The following is a 16,629-nucleotide window of genomic DNA, read 5'->3' on the forward strand; positions in this document are numbered from 1 at the left end:
TGGCTGTGCTTCATTTTCCAACAATGCCTTGATTTGATAAAAAAAGTGTTCTATCCGACAAGACTCCTAGTCTTCCCACTTTTTATGAACCGGTCGGTGGCGCTTAGACTTTTTCAAGTAAAGTCTATCTTTTTCTGCCTGGGAGTAGAACGTGTCTTCCATGGCGAGAGATTTATAGGTATCCCGCCAATCATTTTCCGATCTCTTACATTCTCTTTTTTTCATTTAGACACCCTGCTGCCGAGTAGGCATGATCTGCTAAATTCACTATAAATGTTCAATCCAAACGAGTTACGACACCGCACTAAAGGCAAAATAGATGCCAAACAGCGAAAAGAAGCATGAGTAGGCTTTTTTTATCACAAAAACAATATCTTAAGCAAAAAAGAAGCCGCCTGCCTGAAAATTACGAAAACAATAAAAGAGTAAAATGTTACTGATTTTTTTTTCGCCTGGTGCAGCTCTTTTTGATGGAAATTCGTTATTCAAAAAATATGTCTCTTTTTTACAGGTATTTATTTGCGAATTTTTCATTTAGACATAAGCTCGGGCCTTATTTTTTCCCGTAGAACCTAGGTGTTCAAGTAAACAAGTAATTCATTGCTGATTTGTATGTTTCCAGGTAGAATCAGTCGTTAATTCAGTAATTTTTTACCTTTTTAGTCAAAAAAATATTTGAGCGAAGGAACCACATGCTGACACGGCTTATTTTGGCGTTGGAAAACAAGGAGCTGGAAGCGAGTATTGAACAAAATTTTGCGCCGTCCGACATTCAAGTGGAGTGCCATGGACAACAGAAGAATCCATGGCATAATGCTGTGCAGAGTTGTGGCGATATCATTGTTATCAGCGAATCCTTTATTCCGCGTCCTGTTGATTCAAGCATCAACCAACTCAACAACCTTCCGGAAGCGCCGACAACCGTGGTTGTTCATGATGTTGACTCGTCGGAGAAACACGCTAGGCTGATGGCCGCCGGTGCTGATGTCGTTTTGTATTCAAGAGTTTCTTTGAACAACCTTATTGACACTGTCCAGGCTACCCTTGAATCTCGCCTTCAACTTGTGGAATTCAACCATCTTGCTCGAAAAAAAGGTCCCCAGCCAAAACTGAACGACTTCATCTCAAATAGCGAGACGATGCAACTCTTTATCAATGAAGTCCAGCTGGTGGCACCCAGTGATTCTATAATTTTACTGCTTGGAGAGACAGGGGTGGGCAAGGAACATCTCGCAAAAGCCATACACGCTGAAAGTCCCAGGTCTTCTGGGCCATTTATTGCGCTGAACACTGCCGCATTACCGGAACAGCTGCTTGAAAGCGAACTTTTTGGTCATACCAGTGGAGCTTTTACCGGCGCCACACGGGCACGCCGAGGGGCTTTTGAGCTCGCCCACGGTGGTACGATATTTTTAGATGAAATAGGTGAAATGCCCCTGCATTTACAAACCAAACTATTGCGAGTTTTGCAGGATTTCGAAGTGAGACCATTAGGGGGAGAAAAACAGATATGGGTTGATGTCCGAGTGATTGCCGCCACAAATCGGGATCTGCAGAAAGAGGTCGAATTGGGGAATTTTCGCAAGGATCTCTACTTTCGGCTCAATGTGATGTCCTTAATGATACCACCACTGCGTGAACGAAGAGAGGATGTTCCATCCCTGTCTCGACGTTTTCTTTCCTTATATAAATTTAAAATTGCCAAGAACATCAACCACATCTCAAAACCTGCCATGACCGCGCTCAGCAACTATGAGTGGCCGGGTAATGTGAGAGAGCTGATGAATGTTATTGAACGAGCTATCCTGCTCTGTAAAACAGAGCAAATAACACTGGATGACCTGCCAAGCGTTTTTAATACAACGAGTAGGCAGATCAGTCCTTTCATGGCTCCAGTTATTGAGAATGTCGCTTTTTGGGAAGGGAAAACGCTCCCGGAAGTTCAGAAAATTGTCATGGAACAGGTGGAAGGAGCTTACCTGAGGATGGTGCTTACCAAGACTTGCGGAAGGGTAGGAGAAGCCGCCAAGATTGCAGGCATCCACTCAAGGGGCCTGTATGGCAAGATGAAACATCTTGGTATACGCAAGGAAGATTTTAAGTAACTCTTCAGCCGTACAACCGATGCCCCATCATGCTGCTGAAGAGTGACGACTTTAAAGCGTTTGTTCAAAAAAGTTTAACAAACATACTTTTCCGGCCGATTACCAGCTACTTCACCGAATACATCCTCGCCGGAGCAACGATCGGCATCAAAGCATTACTGATTAATTTTTCAGGTCTGTTTTTGTACAGCAGAAAAATAGAAAGAAAAAAGGTGCACAGTTCGGACAGAGGCAGAACGATGAGAATACCATCCCCACCTATTAATATGTGAATAATAAATAGAAAAAAAACAGGAAGGAAGATATTCCTCGACAAAATTATCAAGGTGGAATCAACGCATCTGTTCATTGCAGTTAAATAAGCCGCGAGCACGATATTTATTCCATTAACAATAAAAACAGGCCATATTTTTGAGATAAAATGATTCGTCAACTGTACCGTTTCTCTTTCTCCAGACGGGATGAATAGTCCGGAAACCGCCTGGGGGCTGGTAACCAGCAGGCTACTTATAGCAACACCGAGAGCAAAAACTGATAGCATCGAAATGATAATAAAGCTCTTGATGCGTTTATGCTTCAAAGCTCCACGATTCTGACTAATAATCGGGTGCATTGAATCACTAATGCCATAACTGATGACCAGTACTGTAATGACCATATAATTTATGATTGAAAAAGCAGCGACACCACTTGCTCCTAATTTTCTCATAATGATCCAGTTAAAAACGAACACAAATATTCCAAAAGAAAACTCATCAACAAACTCCGGCAGCCCAGCCATGGCACCTTTTATTACCTCCGAAATATCTTTTGTACGCCAGCAAAACTTAAGCCTGGTTCGGTTTGTGAAAAAAGGAGCGCATAAAAGAAAAAATGTAACAGCTGCAGAGAGACCGGTACCTAAAGCCGCGCCCTGATGTCCCATGTGAAACTGAGCAATAAACAGCCAGTCTAGAAAAACATTAATAAAACATCCAATGATCATTGTTGCAGAAGCCCAGAGCGGCTGGCCGGCAACACGGAGAAAATACGACAGACAGAGAGCTCCCAGCTGAAAAACGGTGAAACAGAGAAGTATTTCCAGATACTCCGCCACTACAGGTGCCAGTGCACTATCCGTGGTGAGGAGGAAAACAAGCTGATCCATAAAAACCTTCCCAAGTATGGTCAGGACCAGTGAGAGAAGAGAAATAAAAACAATAGACTGTGAAAAACTGCTGTTGGCTGCCTTGAGGTTCCCTGACCCAATAAATTTTCCGCAGCGGATGGCCCCACCTACAGAGAACATGAGCGCCAGGCCAAACAAGAGGCCACTCGCCGGTATGGTAAGATTTACGGAAGTGAGGGAGGTCATACCTGCATAGTTTCCCAAAAAAAATCCATCTACAACAACCGCGCAGGACATCGCTAGCAAGCCAATGACAGAAGGGACAGTATAAAAGAAAAAAACAGGAAATATTTTTCCGGTTACGGGGTTAATATCAGTATTCATTGGTCACCTGAAAAATTTGACTTGATAAAGCGTACTCGAAATACATCCGGCGCTTATTTGTCTTTTTTGCGCCTATTCTGAATGAGTGGTCTTGCGGGTGTGTTCAGATACTGCTGAAAAAGTTAAAGCAGGAGGCCGTATGGTGGACACTTGGGTCTCACCACAGAATTGTGAAATGGGTTCCCTGCAGAAAATACAGGAAATCGCCAGAACTGTTTTGCCGGAAAAGCTAACGCGGGGAAAAGCCGTTCAGGAACGAAGTAAGTACAAGTGCTGGAGCATCGTTTGGCGCAATGTCACCCTTCAGAACGGTTTCCCACGCTGTGTATATCAGGTTATCTAAAACCGCAGCGACCCAAGCGAGAGGGATTTCGGAAGAGACAACGTTTTCAGCCCGTAATCTTTTAGAAAGTTCCCGTAATCGCATTAATTGATTTTTATATAAATCATCAATACCTGAATCTTCCGCGTATATCTGGTTGGAATTTAAAAAATGAAAACTGGCGCCAAGGGGAACGAGAACTTTTATGAATTCTTCAAGAGTATCTCCGGCATTGAGGTTTTTCTCGATAATCGGCTTTATTGCAGTTTCAAGTTTAGTGTCAGCCTCCACTATAAGCTCGCTGACAAGCTGTTTTCTCGACTTGAAATAGCGAAAAATAGTAGCCCTGCCGACTTCCGCCACCTCTGCAATCTCGCTCAAGGAGGCTTTAGGATTTTTGGCAAGAACATGCATTGCTAGATTCAGGACCTTCTCTCTTGTCCGTGTTTGCCGACTATTGCTCTTGTTGACACTTGCCTGATCGAACAGTTCCATATCTCATCTCATCTCATCTCATCTCAATGTTTTACTTAAGCAGTCGTTAGAAAACAGACAGTATTAGCTCAAGTGAGACACCAGAGTATCATTAGAGACTGAAAAAATCAATACATTGTTTTTTAACGAAGTATCCTTATCAAAAGTAAATGGTAAAGCAGAGAGGTTTAAACAGGATTGTTCAACAAGGTTGCTGAAGGCGGCAATGGAAAAAAGTGAAGAAAACGATCCCGGATGGTCTGTCCGTAGGCGAACATTGTGGAAATTTGTACCTCCATTTAGCTTCGTTTAACATAATGAAATTATATACAATTGAACAAATTGACACAATGTTCAGAAGAAATTCGGGCTAAAGTGGCAGGCTCAGTATGGGAGGTAGTAGGTAGGTGCTTGACGTATATCGTGCGTATTGAGCGCCTCTGAAAAGCGGTGAAATATGAAGATATCTACTTTTATGCATATGACGCAGTCAAGGAGGCTGAAAATTCAATCAGCGAATATCTGGATTGGTAACAACTACTCCTGGCCAGGCTCAAGGTTAAGTAAAAGGTAACTGTTGAGCAATACAGCCGGGGGCCCGGTTGTACTGCTCAATATAGTGTAGAACTATGGGGTGGTGAGTTGGCGCTCCGGTTGAGTCGTCAGGATACGTTCGGTAAGATATTTGAGAAATATGCCGTACAGCGGCAGGAGCAATACCATGCTGACAATGAGTTTGAAGCAGTAATCACCGGTTCCAATCTCTATCCAGTGGGTTGCCATGAACGGGTCGGAACTTGCCCAAAAAGCAAATGAGTAAAAAATGAGTGTATCGAGCAGGTTACCGAAAATGGTTGAGGCACCGGGTGCGAGCCACCATTGCACATGTTGCCTGAGGCGAGAGAAAATTTTGACGTCCGCCAATTGGCCAAGGGTGTAGGCGGCAAAACTGGCAAAGGCTATGCGGAGGACAAAGGTGTTGAGCGTGTACAGATTTGCAACGCCCTGAAAGACCGCCTCAAAAAAAAGCACGGAAATGAGGTAGGAAAGGATGAGTGCCGGGAGCATGGCACGGAAAATAATCTTTCGCGCCTCGGCAGCTCCAAAAATACGGACCGTAAGATCAGTGGCCAAGTAGACAAAAGGGAAGCTGAATGTGCCCCAGGTGGTATGGAAGCCGAAAACCTGTATCGGCAGCTGAACCAGATAGTTACTTGCCGCAATGATGAGGATATGAAAGGTGGCCAGGATAAAGACGGCACGTTGTATCTGCGATTGGGTGAGGGTGAGCATGTTCTTCCTTTTTGGTTGTCGGGGTGAGGGAACCCGAGGTGAGTATAAAAGCTGATGTATCAGCGTGCATTGTAGCGAAAATGATTTATACCCGATTTTTTAATGAAGGCAAGCGGAAATCGTAAAATTAGTTATGCCGGTAGGCGCTGTGCATTATATTTTCAAGATCGATTTGGAAAGAGGTGGCGGAAGGTATGCAAGCGGCTTATTTTTTGCTCTTTGCTCTTTGCTCTTTGCGCTTTGTACCGAGGAGCAGGTGTAATGCTGAGAGACGTAATCTTCAAAGCTGTGTGTCACGCTGTGGCGCATAGTACATAAACTGCATGTCGTGCCCTGTTCTTTTTGTTTGCACTTTGTCTTGCTTGGTTTTATCTCGCTGAAATATATAGTTTTTTTTGGATGTTTACCGCTTGCCGGTTAGCCGGGGAGGTACATTGAGCCATGAAATATGTCGTTAACAGGCAACTTAGCCCAGGGTGCGCCATTGTCACTCTTAATCTTGATGGGTTTGGTAAGGTGCAGGTTGGAAATCTTGCCATGGACAATCCTGAGCTCGTAAAAGCATATAAAGAGGCCCTGCAAGGCTATCTCGGTCTGTCCCAGGGCTATTGTCAGTATTATGCTGCAGAGAGGTTAGTTCGGCGATTTGGAGGAAATATCGAGAAAATGGAAATCGGCGAAAATGTGGGGGCCACTATGTAGTGACGGACTTCCATCGCACGTATACAGAAAATGAGATCAAAGCTGACGGGCCACTTGCAAACATACAAGCTGTTTCTTTGGGAAAAGGTTTGTATGCAAGAGGAAATTATTCAAGATAGCCTCACAAAGCGTTTAGTCTCGTTTTCTGCTTACAGCCGCAACGCCGGCACCGAAAAGGAGCAGAGTTCTTGGTTCCGGTACAGGGGTGCCGGAGACTACAACATTGTCGATATATGCAGTTTTACAAGCCTTGCTGAAAGCAGTGCAAATTTTTAATCTGAAATTACTGTTTTTGGTTACTAACCCGAAGGGGGAACTTTTTGATTGAAAACGAAAAACTGACTGTTAATCGTGCAGTTATTCATTAAGTAATAATATCAATTAGTTGAGTTTAAAATCAAAAAGTTCATGAGGAATTCGGGCTAATACCCAACGCGTCAAGGTGGACATGGGCATAGCGACTACCTCTCTGTAGCATCTCCCAGAGCCCATGAAGCATTTCATTGTGAGTGATCACAATAAATAATGGAAAATAAAAAAAGGCTGCAATCCGAAGAAGATTGCAGCCTTATATGTAAATGGTGGCGATGCAGGGACTTGAACCCCGGACACCACGGATATGAGCCGTGCGCTCTAACCAGCTGAGCTACATCGCCAAAGTGTTCTATGTGAACGGTCGCTTTGGACCGGGACAATATTCAAAATTTCTCTTCATTTGTCAATAAGAAAGAACAGGAAAAGATCATTTTTTGTTCTTTTCAGTCTTTGCTACAAATAAAAGCGTTTTATTCTCCGTACAAGACTGAAGAATAAAACGCTTTGGTACTTCTAAAAACCTTGCGGGGAAGGGCTTACATCATGCCGCCCATGCCACCCATGCCGCCCATGCCACCAGGAGGCATTCCACCCATGGCGCCGGCATCGTCGGAAGGTTCTTCAGCAATCATGCATTCGGTGGTGAGAAGCAGACCGGACACAGAAGCAGCGTTCTGCAGTGCAGAACGGGTTACCTTGGCAGGGTCAATTACACCTGCTGCAATCAGGTCTTCGTACTCTTCGCTGGCAGCGTTGAATCCGTTAGCACCTTCGAGGTTTTTCACGTGCTCAACAATCACAGACTCTTCGCGGCCGGCATTGGCAGCGATCTGGCGTACAGGCTCTTCCAGGGCACGGCGAATGATGTTTTTACCCAGGCTTTGCTCACCCGGCAGTTCAAGCTTATCAAGCACTTTGAGACAGCGGAGGTAAGCTACGCCACCACCAGGAACAACTCCTTCCTCTACGGCAGCGCGGGTAGCGTTGAGTGCATCTTCAACGCGGGCTTTTTTCTCTTTCATTTCGACTTCTGTAGCAGCACCAACGTTGATTACTGCAACACCGCCGATAAGTTTTGCAAGGCGTTCCTGCAGCTTTTCACGGTCGTAGTCAGAAGTTGAGTCTTCTGCCTGGGTGCGAATCTGCTTTACACGTGCAGCAAGCTGCTCTTTGTCGCCGGCACCGTCAACGATGGTGGTGTTGTCTTTGTCGACAACAATGCGCTTGGCAGTACCAAGATCGTTTACAGTGATGTTTTCAAGCTTGATGCCAAGGTCTTCTGTGATGACCTGACCGCCGGTGAGGATGGCGATATCTTCTAGCATTGCCTTACGACGATCACCAAAACCAGGAGCTTTCACAGCAGCGATGTTCAGGGTGCCGCGCAGTTTGTTGACAACCAAAGTCGCCAGTGCTTCACCATCTACATCTTCAGCGATAATAAACAGTGGCTTGCCCATTTTCGCTACAGATTCCAGGATAGGCAGAAGGTCTTTCATGTTAGAGATCTTTTTCTCGTTGATGAGAATAAGAGGATCTTCCATGTTGACTTCCATTCGCTCTGGATCGGTAACAAAGTAAGGAGAAAGGTAACCGCGATCAAACTGCATACCTTCAACAACGTCCAAAGAGGTTTCCATGGACTTTGCTTCTTCAACAGTGATAACGCCTTCTTTGCCGACTTTGTCCATTGCTTCAGCAATGATGTTGCCGATGGTGTTGTCGTTGTTAGCGGAAATGGTTCCAACTTGAGCGATTTCTTTTTGCTCTTTGGTTGGGTTGGCGATGGAGCGGAGTTCTGCAACAACAGCTTCAACGCTGGCATCAATACCACGCTTGATTTCCATCGGATTGGATCCGGCAGCTACCAGCTTAGCACCTTCTTTGTAAATGGCCTGAGCAAGAACGGTGGCAGTGGTGGTACCGTCACCAGCTACATCAGAGGTCTTGGAAGCAACTTCCTTAACCATCTGTGCGCCCATGTTCTCAAATTTGTCTGCAACTTCGATTTCTTTGGCAACTGTAACACCGTCTTTGGTGATAACAGGAGCGCCAAATGATTTCTCGATCAGAACATTTCTGCCTTTAGGACCAAGGGTAACTTTTACTGCATCTGCAAGGGTGTTAACGCCGGCAAGCATCTTTTCGCGAGCTTTAGCACCATATTTTAATTCTTTTGCGGACATCTTATATATCTCCTAGGGTTACAATAATAACTGTGAGTTGTTTAGGCTTCTACTACGCCAAGAATGTCATCTTCGCGCATGATCAGGAAGTCTTCACCATCAAGCTTGACATCGGTGCCGCCGTATTTGGAAAAGAGCACACGATCGCCAACAGCAACATCCATGGCAACACGCTCACCAGCGTCACTGAGTTTACCTGGACCGACAGCTACGATTTCACCTTCAGCAGGCTTTTCTTTAGCAGAGTCTGGAATGATGATTCCACCAGCGGTTTTCTCTTCTTCTTCCAGTCTTTTGACCAGAATACGATCATTCAATGGACGAATTTTCATTAATACTCCTCCTGTTACTGAGTTATTTTGTATTGTAAAATGAAAGCTTAAAAATGCGCCATACCTAACGACACATCTTGCGCTGTTATGTGTATAGGACTAAAACGCAGCTCCTGATTTCAAACTGCGCCATACATTAGTGATGGTTTTTGAAAAATCAAGGGGATAAGGGCGGAAAAAAATATCCGCCCAACATGTTGAAATTATGGATAAAGGCAGGTGGCGTGTGGTTGGTCTTGTTTTTTTTTAGCTTACCGGGACTACCCATCCGTGGTTGTCTTCCTGCTCACCAAACTGGATGGCTTGCAACTCGTTGTACAGCTTTTGTGCCACAGGACCGGTGTTGCCACCGTTAATTGTAAACTCTTTTTCTCGATAACAAAATTCTCCCACTGGAGCAATAACGGCTGCTGTCCCGGTACCGAAACTTTCCTGAAGCGATCCATCTTCACAGGCTTTGACGATTTCGTCGATGGAAATCCGTCTTTCCTCCACTTGCATTCCCCAGTCTTCAGCCAGCTGAAGCACTGAATCGCGCGTTATTCCAGGAAGAATCGAACCTTTGAGTGGTGGAGTGATGAGCACATTGTCAATCACGAAAAAAATATTGGAAGTGCCGACTTCTTCAATGTATTTTCGTTGTTTGGCATCAAGCCACAGAACCTGAGTGTACCCTTTCTTTTGTGCTCCTATTTGCGCTTTGAGGCTGGCCGCATAGTTTCCGGCTGTTTTGGCATCACCCACACCTCCCGGTACTGCCCGGATATATTCGTCTTCGATGTAGATTTTGGTGGGATTAAAGCCTTCTGAATAATAAGCACCAACTGGGCAGTTAATGATGAAAAATTGGTATTCTTCAGCCGCGCGCAGGCCAAGCATTGGCTCGGTTGCAATCATGGTGGGGCGAATATAGAGGGTTGCTCCCTTTGCGTGAGGGACCCATTCTTTGTCAAGATAGATAAGAGCACGGAGCGCTTGGAGTACTCTTTCGGCAGGGAAGCGTGGCATGCACATCCTTATGGCGGACTTGTTCATTCGTGCAAAATTATCCTGGGGCCGGAAGAGTAAGATTCGGTTATCTTTGGTGCGGTATGCCTTGAGTCCTTCAAAGATGGCCTGGCCGTAATGCAGAACCATGGCCGCCGGATCCAGTTGGAGTTGCTGGAAAGGGTGTATCTTTGCTTCGTGCCAACCCTGTTGTCTGTTCCAATGCATGGAAAACATATGGTCGGTAAAGAAATTGCCAAACCCCAGGTTGTTTTGATCCGGTTTGGTTTTTAATTGATCTTCGGGTACTTTTTGTACCGCTATTTCAATATCATTGTTTATCATTGTGTCCTCTTCTAAATTGCCATTCGTATCCGGTTTCGTAGAGTGTACGATGAGATAACCTAGCATTAATTTGAGCCATGCTTTATTGTCTTCCCTTATGGTACGTAAGAAATCGAATAAAAAAAATGTTGTTGTAGAAAAGCCTGGTGCCCCCGATATCGGGCAGGAGCACAGAGTGCTAACTCCTGTTCAAGCCAAATTTTTTACTGTAATTTTTCTGCTGTCTACCCTTATGCTCGGCTGGGTTCTCTGGCCGTTTGGTCAGTTTTTAATCCTTGCATTTTTGTTGGCCGGTATCTTTCGGCCAATCTATACTTGGCTCAGCAGGTGGGTGTCATCATGGATGGCCTCCTGCATGACATGTGGGCTTATAACGCTGATCGTTTTTATTCCGCTCACATTCTGCGTTGGTGCACTTTCCTCGGAAGCGTTGAACCTGTATCACCTCGGCAAGGACAGTAATGTACTGCTCAAACTGCCGCAAGTCATCCAAAATAATACATGGGTGCAGCAGGTTCAAGAGATCCTTGTCGGCTATGGTGTCAACTTCGAACCGCCTGACATTACGGAGCTTGTCTCTAATATCAGTAAAACCGTGGGCATGTTTATTTACAATAAGGCGTCTGCATGGGCTGCCAATGTGATGAGTTTTGCCTGGCAGTTTTGCATTTTGATTCTGGTTGTCTTTTTCCTGTTGATTGAAATGGATAAGCTGATTGCTTTCCTGACCAAACTCTCACCGCTGCCTGATGATCAGAACCGATTGTTGATGCACAAATTTATGGAGATAGCAGGAGTCATTCTGGTGGGGAATGGATTAAGCGGACTGTTTCAGGGTACTCTGGGAGGAATTTTCTTTTCTCTGCTTGGGTTAAAATCACCTGTCCTGTGGGGGGCGGTGATGGCAGTGGTTGCCTTTTTGCCTATTTTCGGCATCGGGCTTGTGCTGGTGCCGACAGCCGTCATTTTACTGCTCAATGGGTTAACGGCCAAAGCCCTGATTACTCTCTTGTTTTATGTGGTGTTGTCTTTTTCTGTAGAATATGTGGTAAAACCGAAATTTGTCGGCAGTCAGGTGAAAATGCATACCTTGCTTGTCTTTTTGGCGATCATCGGCGGGATGAGTCTGTTTGGTGTACTTGGAATTATTTATGGGCCGCTGATTGTGACCGCTTTTCTGACTCTTTCTGATATGTATTTAAACGAATATAGCGTGGTGCTGGATAATGGGACCCCAACAACTCAGGGCAGACATGAAGGCGCGAGTGTCCCGCCAGCTGCAGGCCCTATAAGTGAGGAGCACTCTGTTGCGACTTGCAACGAGGGGAATAGCTCCATGAAGGACCATTCGACCTGATCGCATCTTTGCCTATTGGACGTGAAATGATGAGCACGGCTGTTTCTGCCGGAGTTGTTTGTTGGTCGGTCCTTCTGAAAACCTCAGCCTGATACCTTCCAGGTTGACTGTTTCTTCCAGAAATTGTCGTTTTTTTGTTTCGCCGGTATAGAGGACGGTTGTGAGTGGTTTTATTTCGTGTTGGTCAACATTTTCCTGAAGGATCTGGATAAGCTTATAAATTTTATACAGTGAATAGTTCTCAAGCAGTCGAGTTGATCGTAAATCAATAACAAGACACTGGCAGGAAGGGTCCGCCAGTTCTGCTTTTCCGGTACGGAAAAGAGCATCAGCCTGATCGTGATCGATTTCTTGGGCTGCTCGTATCTCGACTGTTCCGTTATCCGATCTTCGTATTTCTATATTTTTCATATCATCTGCTCTGTGTATGAAAGGTTACCTTTAAGCAATAATATTAATTAATTGAGTTTAAAGACCAAAAAGGTCATGAGAAATTTGGGTTGTAATCCTTCTTCTGTCTTACTTGCAATGTAAAACAAAATGTCGGCGGAGGACAGTAAACTTCCGGTAAGTCTTTTTGTAACCACTCTGCGAATACCTGAAAATTGTCAATCTACCCCGTACCGTAGCTGTTCAGCAGTGCCCCAAATGTTCACACGCATGCCGATTAACAGATAAGCCCCGACTTCGATACATAAGTATGTTGGGCAGGCAGGTGGTGAAGAGTTGGGTGCCGGTATAGTGCCCTTTTTTGTGAAATAGAGTCCGCTAAGATCGCTTTGGAGTAATTCCTGGGTGGAGTCTGCATTGCTCTCTGGAAGAGAATTTTTTTGACGATGTGCAACTATAGGTTGCTTATATTGTTGTTTTGTGGTTGTACTGGACATGTTTTTCGGTTATTGGTACTACCAATAACATTGGTTTTTGTTTAATTTTATTTGGACCCGCACCAGTTAATGCATACAATGAAAGGGAATATTTGGCCCTTGCTTGTATTGTTCATCCGTTCAGACGGCGCTAGGTTCAAATTTTTTGGTCATGAATAGGTAAGCGAAGACTCCGGGTAAGCGAAGACTCCGGGTAAGCGAAGACTCCGGGTAAGCGAAGACTTCAGGTAAGCGTGGAAAACCGTCGCTGTCTATATTCATTGCCGAAAGAGTGGTGAAAATGATGGTCGTTGGACTGACCTTTGTAAAAGAAAAAGGAATTGTGTGCAACCGGATACATTATCACCGTGTTGATAAGGGAACCGGGAGCATCGCTTAGAAATCGAAGGTACTTACGTAAGACACGTTACCAAGAGGCTACAAATGTCGAATAATCTATACATCACAGCTGCTGAAGAGAGAAGCGGCAAATCAGCCATCGTACTTGGCGTCATGCAGATCATTCTTAAACAGGTCGGTCGTGTTGCTTTCTTCAGACCTATCATCAATGATCAAGGGTTTGGGCGCAATGACCATGACCTGGATTTGATTCTGAAATATTTCAAACTGGATATTCCCTATGAAGACAGCTATGCCTTCACTATAACCCAGGCCAGACAGTTGATTACGTCAGGTCAGGAGGATATTCTGTTTGAGAAAATTCTCATGAAATATAAAGAACTGGAGAAAAAATACGATTTTGTCCTCTGCGAAGGGACTGATTTTCGAGGTAAGGACGCCAACTTTGAGTTTGACCTGAATGCAGATATTGCTGTCAATCTAGGTGCCTCCGTACTTGCCGTTGCCTCTGGAAGAAATAAAAGTACCGACGATATATGTGCCTATACAGCCATTACAATCGACACGCTTGAAGAGAAAGGTGTTGAACTGGCAGGGTGCATCATTAATCGTGCTCCAGAAGGGTTTCTTGAAGAAACTGCCGGCAATATCAAATGTATGGCCCAGTTTAACCGCTCTATTCCCCTCTATGTTATTCCTGAACATAAAGCGCTTGGCAACCCGTCTGTTGAGGATGTGAAACGGTGGTTGGGGGCCGAGGTACTCTACGGTGAATCCAGTTTGCTGACGTTGGTCGACAATTACCTGGTGGCGGCAATGCAGATCGGTAATTTCCTTGATTACCTGAAGCCGGGGAGCTTGGTCATTACGCCCGGCGACCGTTCCGATATCATCATCGCCAGTTTAGCTTCCCGAATATCCAGCGCTTATCCGAACATTGCCGGCATTGTCATCACCGGTGGTATTGATCTGCGGCCCAGTGTACAGAAATTAATAGAAGGATGGACGGGGATTCCCGTTCCGGTCTTGTTTGTTGAAGCGCATACCTACGATACGGTGCAAAGTGTAAATGAGTTGTATGGGCGGATAGAGGCAAGCGATGATAAGCGAATCGCAACAGCCATGGGCTGGTTTAACAAGCATGTAGATATTCGGGAACTGGGCGAGCGGGTTGTTTCCCGGACCTCTACTCGTATTACGCCACGTATGTTTGAGTATTCGCTTGTAGAGAAGGCGTCGAATCCGCGGCAGCATATTGTACTGCCTGAAGGGCATGGCGAGCGTGTACTTCAAGCGGCTGATATTATACTTCGGCGAGGTATTGCAGATTTGACCCTGCTGGGGCGTGAAAATGAATTGAGCATTAAGGCCGCCAGCCTGGGAATCAATATTGAGGGGGCAAGAATTATTGACCCGGTTGGATCAGAATATTTCGATGAATTTGTTGAAACTTATTTTGACGCCCGCAAACACAAGGGAATCGTCCTTGATGTGGCGCGCGACCGCATGTCTGATCCCACCTATTTTGGAACCATGATGGTACATAAGGGGCTGGCCGACGGCATGGTGTCGGGGTCGATCACAACAACGGCGCAAACCATCAGGCCTGCCTTTGAGTTTGTTAAGACCAAGCCCGGCGTTTCAGTGGTTTCCTCGATTTTTATTATGTGTTTTCAAAGCAAGGTCCTAGCATTTGGAGACTGTGCCGTCGTACCGAATCCCAATGCGCGTGAACTGGCGGAAATTGCCATTTCCTCTGCGGAAACCGCCAAGATTTTTAATATTGAACCACGGGTGGCGCTTTTGAGTTATTCAACCGGTGGCTCTGGAAGCGGGCAGGATGTTGAGAAGGTTGTCGAGGCTACTGCCATTGCCAAGCAACTCATGAAAGAGCGTGGACTCGATTATCCGTTAGAAGGGCCGTTGCAGTATGATGCTGCTTTTGACCTTGGAGTCGCCAAGCTAAAATCGCCGGATTCTGTTGTTGCCGGAAGGGCCACGGTTTTTATTTTTCCAGATCTTAATACCGGAAACAATACCTATAAAGCTGTGCAGCGTGCAGCCAATGCGGTTGCCATGGGGCCTGTTCTCCAAGGGTTGAACAAACCAGTTAATGATCTGTCGCGTGGTTGTTCGGCCCATGATATTGTTGATACTGTTGCTCTTACTGCTATTCAGGCTCAGGAGGCAGCAAAATCTTAATGTTCTGAAACCGGACGGGCTTTTTGCATGTTCGTCGGTTATCACGATATTTATTTGTTGGAGTAGAAATGAAAATACTTGTAATTAATTCAGGAAGTTCTTCGATCAAGTACCAAGTGCTTGATATGGAATCAGAAAGCGTGCTGGCTTCCGGGCTTGTTGAGCGGATTGGGGAGCCGGTGGGCAATCTGGTGACCAAGTTTCATCCGGATACAGACCAGGAAAATAAGGTGACCCGCGAGCAGCGTATTGCAGACCATAAGCAAGGTATGCTTGCCGCAATTTCCCTGTTAACCGATAGTGAGGTCGGCGTTATTGAAGATGCCTCTGAAATTGGCGCTGTTGGGCACCGCGTGGTACATGGGGGGGAAGATTTTCATGAGCCCACGGTTATTACTCCTGAAGTGCTGGAGGCAATTACAGCCAATATCCCACTTGCACCACTTCATAATCCGGCCAATCTGGATGGTATTACGGTTGCTATGGATATTTTTGCTGATGTTAAGCAGGTCGCTGTTTTTGATACAGCTTTTCATCAAACCATGCCGGAGCGTGCCTATATGTATGCTCTGCCCTATGCATACTATGCAGAAGACCGCATTCGCCGCTACGGATTCCATGGTACGTCCCATAAATTTATTGCCGCAGAGACAGCCAAGTTACTGCGTAAACCGTTGGCTGAATGTAATCTGATAACAGTCCACCTTGGCAACGGTTGTTCGATGACAGCCATTGAAAATGGACAGAGTGTAGATACTTCTCTTGGAATGACTCCTCTGGAAGGGTTGGTCATGGGAACCAGGTCAGGTGATGTCGATCCTGCCATTCATACCTTTCTTCACCGGAACAAAGGGATGGATATAGAGGAAATTGATGCTGTACTCAACAAAGAGTCAGGCCTCAAAGGGTTGTGCGGTATGAATGACATGCGTGACATCCATGATGCCATTGCAGAGGGCAATAAGCAGGCAAAAATAGCCCTGGATGTGCAGACCTATCGGAACAAAAAATATATAGGTGCGTATATGGCAGTGCTTGGCAGGGTAGATGCCATTGTTTTTACCGCCGGTATTGGTGAAAATGATCCTAAGGTACGTGAATTGTCACTGCAGGGAATGGAGGTCTTCGGGATTCAGTTGGATCTGGAAGCCAATGCCCAGCGTGTTAAGCAGCCGACCTGTATCAGCAGCAAAGAGAGTACTATTCCTGTTTTTGTGATTCCTACCAATGAGGAATTGGCCATTGCCAGAGAAACGTTGCAGGTCGTACAGGGCTAATTAATCGAATTTTT

The 16,629-nt window shown here is 45.4% G+C and carries 14 protein-coding genes and 1 tRNA gene; 5 read left to right on the top strand and 10 right to left on the bottom strand.

What is annotated here, in order from left to right:
• Positions 1-66: 66 nt before the first annotated feature.
• Positions 67-225 (bottom strand): hypothetical protein, encoded by a 159-nt coding sequence (locus JWH17_RS17530; RefSeq protein ID WP_205223960.1) that lies wholly within the window; start codon positions 223-225, stop codon positions 67-69.
• A 467-nt stretch (positions 226-692) separates the two neighbouring features.
• Between JWH17_RS17530 and JWH17_RS17535 the strand changes: the two genes are divergently transcribed.
• Positions 693-2,105 (top strand): sigma-54 interaction domain-containing protein, encoded by a 1,413-nt coding sequence (locus JWH17_RS17535; RefSeq protein ID WP_205223961.1) that lies wholly within the window; start codon positions 693-695, stop codon positions 2,103-2,105.
• Positions 2,106-2,211: 106 nt separating this feature from the next.
• On the opposite strand, the gene JWH17_RS17540 is transcribed toward JWH17_RS17535, so the two are convergent.
• From JWH17_RS17540 to JWH17_RS17550, 3 genes are all read right to left on the bottom strand, one after another.
• Positions 2,212-3,597 carry an MATE family efflux transporter gene (locus tag JWH17_RS17540; protein ID WP_205223962.1) on the bottom strand — a complete coding sequence of 462 codons (1,386 nt, stop codon included), beginning with the start codon at positions 3,595-3,597 and terminating at the stop codon, positions 2,212-2,214.
• Positions 3,598-3,826: 229 nt separating this feature from the next.
• Complete coding sequence (locus JWH17_RS17545; RefSeq protein ID WP_205223963.1) at positions 3,827-4,414, bottom strand: TetR/AcrR family transcriptional regulator; 588 nt, start codon at positions 4,412-4,414, stop codon at positions 3,827-3,829.
• Between the two features lie 606 nt (positions 4,415-5,020).
• On the bottom strand, positions 5,021-5,686 hold the full coding sequence (locus JWH17_RS17550) for a 7-cyano-7-deazaguanine/7-aminomethyl-7-deazaguanine transporter (protein WP_205223964.1): 666 nt from the start codon (positions 5,684-5,686) through the stop codon (positions 5,021-5,023).
• A gap of 441 nt (positions 5,687-6,127) precedes the next feature.
• Here JWH17_RS17550 and JWH17_RS17555 point away from each other — a divergent pair, with 441 nt between their 5' ends.
• Entirely contained in the window at positions 6,128-6,388 is a 261-nt protein-coding gene (locus tag JWH17_RS17555) for a hypothetical protein (RefSeq protein ID WP_205223965.1), read from the top strand.
• A gap of 132 nt (positions 6,389-6,520) precedes the next feature.
• Here the strand turns inward: JWH17_RS17555 and JWH17_RS24685 are convergent, their stop codons facing one another.
• From JWH17_RS24685 to JWH17_RS17580, 5 genes are all read right to left on the bottom strand, one after another.
• Positions 6,521-6,658 carry a PEP-CTERM sorting domain-containing protein gene (locus tag JWH17_RS24685; RefSeq protein ID WP_205223989.1) on the bottom strand — a complete coding sequence of 46 codons (138 nt, stop codon included), beginning with the start codon at positions 6,656-6,658 and terminating at the stop codon, positions 6,521-6,523.
• A gap of 309 nt (positions 6,659-6,967) precedes the next feature.
• Positions 6,968-7,044, bottom strand: a tRNA-Met gene (locus tag JWH17_RS17565).
• Positions 7,045-7,239: 195 nt separating this feature from the next.
• The gene (gene groL, locus JWH17_RS17570) at positions 7,240-8,889 is read right to left on the bottom strand and encodes a chaperonin GroEL (RefSeq protein ID WP_205223966.1); all 1,650 of its coding nucleotides are present in this window, start codon (positions 8,887-8,889) and stop codon (positions 7,240-7,242) included.
• A gap of 41 nt (positions 8,890-8,930) precedes the next feature.
• Positions 8,931-9,221 (bottom strand): co-chaperone GroES, encoded by a 291-nt coding sequence (gene groES, locus JWH17_RS17575; RefSeq protein WP_205223967.1) that lies wholly within the window; start codon positions 9,219-9,221, stop codon positions 8,931-8,933.
• A 246-nt stretch (positions 9,222-9,467) separates the two neighbouring features.
• Positions 9,468-10,553: a branched-chain amino acid aminotransferase gene (locus JWH17_RS17580; protein WP_205223968.1), complete on the bottom strand. Its 1,086-nt coding sequence runs from the start codon at positions 10,551-10,553 to the stop codon at positions 9,468-9,470.
• Positions 10,554-10,728: 175 nt separating this feature from the next.
• Here JWH17_RS17580 and JWH17_RS17585 point away from each other — a divergent pair, with 175 nt between their 5' ends.
• Entirely contained in the window at positions 10,729-11,910 is a 1,182-nt protein-coding gene (locus JWH17_RS17585; protein WP_332468438.1) for an AI-2E family transporter, read from the top strand.
• A gap of 12 nt (positions 11,911-11,922) precedes the next feature.
• Here the strand turns inward: JWH17_RS17585 and JWH17_RS17590 are convergent, their stop codons facing one another.
• Positions 11,923-12,321 (bottom strand): hypothetical protein, encoded by a 399-nt coding sequence (locus JWH17_RS17590; protein ID WP_205223970.1) that lies wholly within the window; start codon positions 12,319-12,321, stop codon positions 11,923-11,925.
• A gap of 899 nt (positions 12,322-13,220) precedes the next feature.
• Between JWH17_RS17590 and pta the strand changes: the two genes are divergently transcribed.
• Positions 13,221-15,338, top strand: a complete 2,118-nt coding sequence (gene pta / locus JWH17_RS17595) for a phosphate acetyltransferase (protein WP_205223971.1) — start codon at positions 13,221-13,223, stop codon at positions 15,336-15,338.
• A gap of 68 nt (positions 15,339-15,406) precedes the next feature.
• Positions 15,407-16,615 (top strand): acetate kinase, encoded by a 1,209-nt coding sequence (locus JWH17_RS17600; protein ID WP_205223972.1) that lies wholly within the window; start codon positions 15,407-15,409, stop codon positions 16,613-16,615.
• Positions 16,616-16,629: the final 14 nt, after the last annotated feature.

Origin of the sequence: Desulfogranum marinum (assembly GCF_016918565.1) — a bacterium.
GTDB lineage: Bacteria > Desulfobacterota > Desulfobulbia > Desulfobulbales > Desulfobulbaceae > Desulfogranum > Desulfogranum marinum.